The 8,696-nt window shown below is 73.6% G+C and carries 10 protein-coding genes; 5 read left to right on the top strand and 5 right to left on the bottom strand.

Annotated features, from left to right (window positions below; all coding sequences use genetic code 11):
- Positions 1-55 precede the first annotated feature (55 nt).
- The 4 genes from AB0C69_RS32860 to AB0C69_RS32845 all read left to right on the top strand — a co-directional run bounded on the left by AB0C69_RS32860 (position 56) and on the right by AB0C69_RS32845 (position 2,300).
- Positions 56-466: a carboxymuconolactone decarboxylase family protein gene (locus tag AB0C69_RS32860; protein ID WP_360358823.1), complete on the top strand. Its 411-nt coding sequence runs from the start codon at positions 56-58 to the stop codon at positions 464-466.
- A gap of 46 nt (positions 467-512) precedes the next feature.
- Positions 513-983 (top strand): DUF1801 domain-containing protein, encoded by a 471-nt coding sequence (locus AB0C69_RS32855; RefSeq protein ID WP_360358821.1) that lies wholly within the window; start codon positions 513-515, stop codon positions 981-983.
- A 74-nt stretch (positions 984-1,057) separates the two neighbouring features.
- Entirely contained in the window at positions 1,058-1,780 is a 723-nt protein-coding gene (locus AB0C69_RS32850; protein WP_360358820.1) for an SDR family oxidoreductase, read from the top strand.
- Positions 1,770-2,300, top strand: a complete 531-nt coding sequence (locus AB0C69_RS32845) for a MarR family winged helix-turn-helix transcriptional regulator (protein ID WP_345181270.1) — start codon at positions 1,770-1,772, stop codon at positions 2,298-2,300. The genes AB0C69_RS32850 and AB0C69_RS32845 overlap by 11 nt, the downstream gene beginning before the upstream one ends.
- A 41-nt stretch (positions 2,301-2,341) precedes the next feature.
- Here AB0C69_RS32845 and helR read toward each other — a convergent pair whose 3' ends face one another.
- From helR to AB0C69_RS32830, 3 genes are all read right to left on the bottom strand, one after another.
- Positions 2,342-4,513: an RNA polymerase recycling motor ATPase HelR gene (helR, locus tag AB0C69_RS32840; RefSeq protein ID WP_360358819.1), complete on the bottom strand. Its 2,172-nt coding sequence runs from the start codon at positions 4,511-4,513 to the stop codon at positions 2,342-2,344.
- 268 nt (positions 4,514-4,781) lie between these two features.
- Positions 4,782-5,273 (bottom strand): cupin domain-containing protein, encoded by a 492-nt coding sequence (locus AB0C69_RS32835; protein WP_360358818.1) that lies wholly within the window; start codon positions 5,271-5,273, stop codon positions 4,782-4,784.
- A 62-nt stretch (positions 5,274-5,335) separates the two neighbouring features.
- On the bottom strand, positions 5,336-5,821 hold the full coding sequence (locus AB0C69_RS32830; protein WP_345181277.1) for a carboxymuconolactone decarboxylase family protein: 486 nt from the start codon (positions 5,819-5,821) through the stop codon (positions 5,336-5,338).
- Positions 5,822-6,014: 193 nt separating this feature from the next.
- On the opposite strand from AB0C69_RS32830, the gene AB0C69_RS32825 reads away from it, so the two are divergent.
- A complete protein-coding gene (locus AB0C69_RS32825; RefSeq protein ID WP_360358817.1) occupies positions 6,015-6,224 on the top strand; it encodes a hypothetical protein in 210 nt (69 codons plus the stop codon).
- A gap of 63 nt (positions 6,225-6,287) precedes the next feature.
- Here AB0C69_RS32825 and AB0C69_RS32820 read toward each other — a convergent pair whose 3' ends face one another.
- Together AB0C69_RS32820 and AB0C69_RS32815 are read right to left on the bottom strand one after the other, a co-directional pair.
- Positions 6,288-6,794 (bottom strand): hypothetical protein, encoded by a 507-nt coding sequence (locus AB0C69_RS32820; RefSeq protein WP_360358816.1) that lies wholly within the window; start codon positions 6,792-6,794, stop codon positions 6,288-6,290.
- A gap of 6 nt (positions 6,795-6,800) precedes the next feature.
- On the bottom strand, positions 6,801-8,600 hold the full coding sequence (locus tag AB0C69_RS32815; RefSeq protein ID WP_360358822.1) for an MMPL family transporter: 1,800 nt from the start codon (positions 8,598-8,600) through the stop codon (positions 6,801-6,803).
- Positions 8,601-8,696 lie beyond the last annotated feature (96 nt).

Here is an 8,696-nt window from a genome sequence, read left to right as displayed (position 1 = left end):
CTCGCGGCGGACGGCAGCGACCTCTCGTCCTCGCCGTCCGGGTCCGCCCGGCGCGATGAAGCCCATCCAGGAGCTTTTCAAGGCCGTGCACGCCGGAGGCGTCTCGGAGGAGACCCTGGAGCTGGTGCACCTGCGGGTCAGCCAGATCAACGGCTGCAGCGCCTGCGTGGACGCCGGGGCGAAGACGGCGCGCAAGGCGGGGGTGACCGACGAGCGGCTGGCCACCGTCGCCGCCTGGAGGGAGGCCCCGTACTTCACCGAGGAGGAGCGCGCGGCGCTGGCGCTGGCCGAGGCCGCGACGCGGCTGGCCGACCGCGCCGACCCCGTGAGCGACGACGTCTGGGACGCCGCCGCCACCTACTTCGACGAGAAGGAGCTGGCCGCGATCGTCCTGATGATCGGCGTCACCAACCTGTTCAACCGGCTCAACGCCACGACCCGGCAGATCGCCGGCGCGTGGGGCTGAGCGCACCCGTCCGGCGACCCCCTCAACGAACCAGGAGAATCCCGTCATGAGCGACACGAAGAAGAGCACGAGCGCGGCGTCCGGCGAGAAGTTCGACGGCTTCACCGCCGAGGAGCGGGCCGCGATGAAGGAGCACGCCCAGGAGCTGAAGAAGGCCGCGCGCCGCAGCCCGGGCAAGGCCAAGGCCGACGGGGAGGGCGACGTCCTCGCCAAGATCGCCGAGATGGAGGACGCGGACCGCGCCATCGCCGAACGGGTGCACGAGATCGTCCGGGCCGCCGCACCGCATCTCGTGCCGAGGCTCTGGTACGGCCAGCCCGCGTACTCCAAGGACGGCAAGGTCCTCTGCTTCTTCCAGGCCAAGGCGAAGTTCAAGACGCGGTACGCGACCCTCGGGTTCAGCGACGTGGCGGCCCTCGACGACGGCGCCATGTGGCCGACCGCCTTCGCCCTGCCGGAGCTGACCGCCGAGGGCGAGGCGCGGATCGCCGACCTGGTGAAGCGGGCCGCGGGCTGAAGGCGCGGCGGGCTGCGCCCCGGGGGGCTCCCTGCTAGGGTGAATTTAGACCTAAACTCAGAGGGGGTTCCGACATGGCGCGCACGATCGTGGTCAGCGGCGGCGGCACCGGCATCGGCAGGGCGGTGGCGGCTCGCTTCGCGGCCGGCGGGGACCGGGTGGCCGTCGTCGGCCGCCGCGCCGCGGTGCTGGAGAAGGCGGCCGGGGAGATCGGCGGCACCGCGCTGCCGGCCGACCTGAGCGATCCGGACGGGGTCGAGCGGGTCCGCGCCGAGCTGGCCGAGCGCTTCGGATCGATCGACGTGCTGGTCCACGCCGCGGGCGGCAACGCCGAGTACCAGGGCGGCTCCGGCGGCGTCCTGGAGCGGTGGACGAGCAACTTCCGCACCAATGTCCTGACGTCGGTGCTGCCGACCGAGGCGCTCCGCGACCTGCTGAACCCGTCCGGGAGGGTCGTGTTCATCTCCTCGGTCGCGGCGCTGCGCGGCTCGGGCGGCACGTCCTACGGCCCGATGAAGGCGGCCCTGCACCCGTACGCGTTCGACCTCGCCGCCGCGCTCGGGCCGCGCGGCATCACGGTCAATGTGGTCGCCCCCGGGTTCATCGAGGACACCGAGTTCTTCGGCGGCTCCATGAACGACGAGCGCCGCGCGGCGCTCGTCGCGCAGACCCACACCGGGCGGGCCGGGACGCCGGGGGACGTCGCCGAGACCGTGCACTGGCTCGCCTCGCCCGGCGCCGGGCACGTCACCGCACAGATCGTCCAGGTCAACGGCGGTGCCGAGCGTGGCCGCTGAGCCGCCGCGCGACGGCGCCGACGCCATCCAGGACGCCTGGCGGCGCGAGCTGCCGGGCGTCCCGGTGGAGTCGATCGGGGTCGTCACCCGGATCTGGTGGGCCGCCAAGGTCTTCGGCGACGAGCGCCGCCGCCTCCTGGCGAGGCTGGGGGTGGACGTCGCGACGCTGGACCTGCTGTCCACCCTGCGCCGCTCCGGCCCGCCGTACCGGATGAGCCCGGGCGAGCTGGCCGACGCCTGCATGGTGACCCGCGGGGCGATCACCCAGCGCGTGGAGCGGGCCGCCGGAGCCGGGCTGGTCGAGCGGACCACCCCCGGGTCCGGGTACCACGCGCGCGCGGTCACCCTCACCCGGGAGGGCAACGCCCTGCTCGATCGCGTCGTCGCCGACCTCCTCGCCGCCGAGGACCGGCTCATCGGCCATCTCGCCCCCGACCGCCGCGAGCAGCTCGCCGACCTGCTGCGCGAGCTGCTCGCCGGGCTCGGCGGCCCGAGCCCGGCGAGCCAGGTCGGGGACTGACCCTCCGGGGCCCGGCCGGCCGGGGGTCCGCGCGGACGGTGTCAGGAGCCCGTGAGGACGACGAGCTCCCGCGTCGCCCGGGTCATCGCGACATAGCGGTCGACCGCGCCTTCGATGCCCTCGCCGAACCCGTCCGGGTCGACGAGCACGACCAGGTCGAACTCCAGCCCTTTGGCCAGCTCGGGGGTCAGCGACCGGACGCGGGGCCTTCCCGGGAACGCGGGGGCGCCGATGACGCAGGCGACCCCGTCGTCGTTCGCGTCGAGCCAGGCGTCGAGGACCCGGTCCAGGTCCGCGACCGGTCCCCGGACGACGGGGATGCCGGTGGCGCGGATCGAGGTCGGCACGTTGGCGTCCGGGAGCGCGGCCCGGATGACCGGCTCGGCCTCCGCCATGATCTCCTCCGGCGTCCGGTAGTTGATGCCGAGGGAGGCCAGCTCGATCCGGTCGAGCCCGACCCGTTCGAGCCGTTCCCGCCACGACTCGGTGAACCCGTGCCTGGCCTGCGCGCGGTCCCCGACGATGGTGAAGCTCCGCGACGGGCAGCGCAGCAGCAGCATCTGCCACTCCGCGTCGGTCAGCTCCTGCGCCTCGTCCACGACGACGTGCGCGAACGGGCCGGCGAGCAGGTCGGGGTCGGCGACGGCCAGCGCGCTCTCGTCGACGAGGGCGTCATGGAAGTCCTCGCCGCGCAGCATCGTCACGAGCCCCGTCCCGTACTCGTCGTCGGCCACCTCGGCGAGGTCGTCCACGACCCTCTCCCTGCGCTCGCGCTCGGCGGCGAGGGCGGCCTCGCGGCGGCGCCTGCGCAGCGAGGCCCCCGGGTCGCCGAGGCGCTGCCGCGCCGCGTCCAGGAGCGGCAGGTCCGACACCGTCCAGGCCTGGGCGTCCTCGCGCTGCAGCCTGCGGATCTCGTCCCTGCCGAGCCAGGGAGCGCACAAACGCAGGTAGGCGGGCACCGACCACAGGTCGCCGACGAGGTCGGCCGCCTCGATCAGCGGCCACGCCCGGTTGAAGGCGGTGCGCAGCCCCCGGTCCTGCCCGAGCGACCTGCGGAGCATCTCGGGCGACGCCGCCCCTTCGCCCTCGTCCACCCCCTCGTGCTTGTCCGCGAGGATCGTGAGCAGCTCCTCCCAGATCTGGTCGCGCGCCTCGTTGTGCGGCGTGCCGGGCTCCGGCGCCTGGAACGCCTCGGCCCAGTCGGCGGGGCTCAGCCAGACCTCGCCCCAGTGGGCGCTGACCTCCATGCCCTCGGTGGGCGGGTTCTCGTAGAACGCGACGGCCTTCTCGATCGCCTTCACCATGTCCGCGGACGACTTCAGGCGGGCCGCCTCCGGGTCGGTCTCGACGGCCGCGCCGGGCCCCTCGGCGACGAGGTCGCGCAGGGTGCAGATCTGCACGCCCTCCTCCCCGAGGCTGGGGAGCACGTCGGACACGTAGGCCAGGTAGGGCTGGTGCGGGCCGACGAACAGCACCCCGCCGCGGTGGTGGCCGAGGCGGGGGTCGGAGTAGAGGAGGTAGGCGGAGCGGTGCAGGGCGACGACCGTCTTGCCCGTCCCCGGTCCGCCGTCGACGACGAGGGCGCCGCGGGACCCCGCGCGGATGATCGCGTCCTGGTCGGCCTGGATGGTGCCGAGCACGTCGCGCATCCGGTCCGAGCGGTCGCTCCCCAGGCTCGCGATGAACGCGGACTGGTCGTCCAGCGCCGCGTGCCCCGCGAACCCCTCGGCGGTGAACACCTCGTCCCAGTAGTCGCTGATCCGGCCGCGGGTCCAGCGGTACCTGCGGCGGCTCGCCAGCCCCATCGGGTCGGCGTGGGTCGCCCCGAAGAACGGTTCGGCCGCGGGCGAGCGCCAGTCGAGCAGCAGCCGGCGGCCCTCGCCGTCGGTGAGCCCGAGCCGGCCGATGTACACGGGCTCGGAACCGTCCGCGGCGGCCATGTGCCCGAGGCAGAGGTCGAGCCCGAACCGGCGCAGCGTGCGCAGGCGGGCGGTCAGCCGGTGGATCTCCATGTCCCGGTCCATCGCGCCCTGGCCGATCCCCCCGGGCGCCCGGCGCTCGGCTTCGAGGCGGTCGGACAGGTCGGAGATCGTCTGGTCGAGGCACCGCGCGACGGCCGCGAAATGCCGCTCGTCACGCTCGATCAGCGCCGGGTCGGCCTTGGCGGACAGGCGCTCGGGGAGGTCGAACACGCTGGCGGTCAGAGGATTCACGTATCGGCTCCGGGTCGTGATCGCTGGTCGTGGCGGCGGGTTCCCGCGACCGCCGGGGAGCCGCCGGCGGACCGCCGTCCCCGCGCCACCGGCACGACGACGACGGCCCTGCGCTGCGCCCCCGGTCTCCGCAGGTTCCGGCCTCGGCGGACGATTCTGCGGCACGACCCGGGTCTTGCCGCAAGCCCCCCGGTGCGCTATACGTTGAGAGTGGAGGGGAGAGTCGCCCTACGCGCGCCCTCCATTCCCCCGGATTCCCGGCCCCACCTCAGACCATGTACTGGTCGTGACGGTGGTAGAGGTCGGCCCACTCCTGCTCGCTGAGCCGGCGCCCGCTCTTCACGATCTCCGCCAGCTCCTCGAAGTAGGCCTCGCGCGGAGCCCCCGGGGCGAACAGGACCAGCATCGAGGCCGCCCCGTGCGGATTGTCGAACGCGTGGATACCACCCGGCGGGACGAACAGGAAGTCGCCGGGCGAGGCGTCGACCCAGCGGTCCCCGTCGTAGAGCGCGACGGTGCCGGACAGGACGAAGAACGACTCCGACATCGTCTTGTGGAAGTGCGCGCCCGCGCCGCGCCCTGGCTCGGCACTCATGTCCCACCGGTAGAGCCCGTACTGGCCGCCGGTGGATGCGCCCGTGGCCAGGTAGTGCACCTCGGAGCGCGTGCCGATCAGCAGGTCGGGCGCGGAGCCGCCCTCCCGCATCCTGCCGCTGACCTCGCCCTCGTCTCCGTGGAAGAGCTCTTTCGGATACGACATTCCGGCCTCCTCTTCGAGTGTCCTCCCCATCGTGGCGGCCGGCCCTGACGTTCGCGCGCCGGTCAGTCCGCCAGGGCGGCGAACATGCCGGGCTCGTAGGAGCCGCCCTGGTTGCGCGCGATCACGCCGAGCCGGTTGGCCGCGTTGATCATCGCCACCAGGTAGACCAGCGCGGCGAGCTGGTCGTCGTCGTAGTGCTCGCGCGCCCGGGCCCACGTCTCGTCCGAGACGCCCTGGTGCGCGTCGGCGAGCCGGGTGCCCTCCTCGGCCAGCGCCAGCGCGGCCCGCTCGGCCTCGGTGAAGACGGTCGACTCGCGCCAGGCGGCGACCAGGTGCAGCCGGACCGCGCTCTCCCCGGCGGCCGCGGCCTCCTTGGTGTGGAGGTCCACGCACCAGCCGCAGCCGTTGATCTGGCTGGCGCGCAGCATCACCAGCTCCTGCAGGTCCCGGGGCAGCGACGACTGCTCGATCGCCACGCTGACGGCGGCGAACCGCCGGCCCACCCTGGCGGCGAACTCGTTGGTCATCAGGTTCAGACGGGGTTCCATGCCTTTGCTCCCAGCGTGTTGAGGTGCGCACCGCGCAGATCGTTCCCGCGGCGTCCTGACGATCATGGAGATGCCGGCGCCCCGCTCCGCGTGACAGCGCCGCCCTGTGACCTGCGCCACGTCCCGGCCTCCCGGGGCGGAGGGCGGGGCGGCCGGGTCGTTAGAGCCGGATGTGGCCGGGTAGCCGTATGCGGTGGCCGGAGGAGCCGGCGACTCGATCGACACCGAGGGGGCGGAGTTGACCACGCCGGAGGAGAACGCTCCGAAGACCGATGACACCGACCAGGCGGAGCCCGGCCAGGAACGCGGGAAGCGGCCTGACGTGCGCACCGAACTGGGCGCCGAGCTTGAGGACAAGATGGCGGAGAAGGGGCTGTCCCGGGACGACTTCTCCGAGTCCTGAGGCGGTCAAGTCGCCGGGGCCCCGCGGAATGACGGGCGGCCTCCTCCGAGCACTCCCCAGCCGCTACTCGGGCAGGGGCTGAAGGCTCAGGTCGCAGAGGCGGCAGCCCAGCATGCCGTTGTAGAGGGCGTGCTTCGGGCAGCGCTCAAGGTGTTCGGGGGGCGGCGGGACGGTCCAGTCGGGTCGTGGCGCCGGAGTCCGCACCGGGATGGGCGCGGGCCATCCGTCCACCATCGCGCGGTAACGGCTGAGGTAGTCGAGCGCGAAAGGAGGGTGGTAGGCGAGCAGGTCCCAGCCGTGCCGGGTCAGCGCCAGGTCGAGGACGCGCAGCAGGAACGCCTTCTCGGCCGGCCAGTTCGCCGTCCACGGAAGCTCGTTCAGATCGAACCCGTCCGTACCGCGGCCGAGGCGGTGCCCGTCCGCGAAGTACAGGACGAGATTGCTCTCCCAAGCGGATCCCGCGAGGGCGCACCCGGCGAGGGTGAGCACGTCGAAGAAGACGTCCGTCCCGCCGTTGGACAGGTGCAGATCACCCTCGGACGTCCCGAGGGCTTCGAAGGTGTTGCTCACGCCTCGTCACCTGTCTCCCCGGGCGGACCGGACGGTCTCGGCCGTTCCGGCGTCCTGCGGATGGTGGTCGAAACGGGCGGGCCACCACACCTTGGGGCCGATCATACGGACGAGCGCCGGAACCAGCAGGGACCGGACCACGAGCGTGTCCAGCAGCACGCCGAACGCGACGATGAACGCGATCTGCGCCAGGAAGGACAGCGGGATGACGACGAGGGCGGCGAACGTGGCGGCCAGCACGACCCCCGCCGAGGTGATGACGCCGCCGGTCGCCGTCAGGCCGCGCAGGACGCCCTCCCGCACGCCCCAGCGCCGCGTCTCCTCCCGGACCCGCGACATCAGGAAGATGTTGTAGTCGACGCCGAGCGCGACCAGGAACACGAAACCGTAGAGCGGCACGGAGGCGTCCAGGCCGGTGAAGCCGAACAGGTGGCGGAACACCAGGGCCGCGACGCCGAGCGTGGCGACGTAGTTCAGCGCGACGGTCGCGATGAGCAGGACGGGCAGCGGCAGCGAGCGCAGCAGCACCACGAGGATGACCAGGATGATCGCCAGGACGACCGGGATGATGAGGGTCCGGTCGTGGGCGGCGGTCTGCTGGGTGTCGTACTGCTGCGCGGTGTAGCCGCCGACCAGCGCGTCCGCCCCAGGGACGCCGTGCACCGCGGCGCGCAGGCGCTTGAGGGTGGCCTTCGCGGCGTCGCTGTCGGCGGCCGCCTTCAGCGTCGCGTCGATCCGGATCCGCCCGTCCACGATCTTCGGCGGCCCGCCGGGCCGGCCCGACGCGCCGACGGGCGCGGCGTCCGCGACGCCCTCGGTGCGGGCGGCGGCGTCGGTCACGGCCCTGGCCTGCGCCGCGTCGGCGATGATGATCGCCGGCTGGCCGGACCCGCCGGGGAAGTGCTGGGAGAGCGTGCGCTGCGCGGCGACGGAGGGCGCGTCGTTGATGAACGTCTCGTCCAGCGGGACGCCGTGGGCGCGCAGCCCCGGCGCGAACGCGGCGCAGGCGATGAGGGCGATGCCCGTCCCGGCGACGACGCGGCGCGGGTGCAGGTCGACGAGGCGCGCGACGCGGGCCCACAGCCCCCTCCCCCCGTGGGCGCCTTCGGCCGGGGGCCTGGGCTTGGCGGGCCAGAACGCGACCCGTCCGAGCACGACGAGGACCGCGGGGAGGAACGTCAGCGCGCTGAGGACGGCGCAGGCGATGCCGATCGCGCCGACGGGCCCGAGGGCCCGGTTGTTGGTGAGGTTGCTGAGCAGCAGCGCGAGCAGTCCGAGCGCGACGGTGGCGCCGCTGGCGACGATGGCGCCGAACGATCCGCGCACGGCCGCCCGGCCGGCGGCGAAGCGGTCCCGGCCCGCCGCCGCCTCCTCCCGGAAGCGGGCCGCCAGCAGCAGCGCGTAGTCGGTGGCGGCGCCGATGACCAGGATCGACAGGATGCCCTGGACCTGGCCGTCGACTCTGACGATGTCGTTCTTGGCGAGCGCGTAGACCACCGCGCACGCCAGGCCCAGCGCGAACACCGCCCCGAGGATGATCACCAGCGGGAGCAGCAGGCTGCGGTACACGAGCAGCAGGATGAGCAGGACGGCGACGAGCGCGACGCCCAGCAGCAGCCCGTCGATCCCGGCGAACGCGTCCGACAGGTCGGCCTGGGTGGCGGCCGGCCCGCTGATCTGCGCCTTCGTCCCGGGGACGGTCTTCGCCGCCGCCCGGACCTCGTCCAGCACGGCCGGCAGTTCGTCGCCGAGGTCGGGTCTGAGGGGGACGACGCCCTCCAGCGCCCGGCCGTCGTCCGAGCGCAGGGCGGGCGACGGGCGAGATCGTCGTCCTGGCGGTGGTCGACACCGGCCGGAAGGCGCCGGCGGTGGTGTTCACGTCGATGCCGAACACGAACCGCA

The organism is Actinomadura sp. NPDC048032 (genome assembly GCF_040653175.1).
Taxonomy (GTDB): Bacteria; Actinomycetota; Actinomycetes; order Streptosporangiales; family Streptosporangiaceae; genus Spirillospora; species Spirillospora verrucosospora.
The sequence above is the reverse complement of the archived record's forward strand: the minus strand, read 5'-3'. Positions and strand labels throughout refer to the sequence as shown.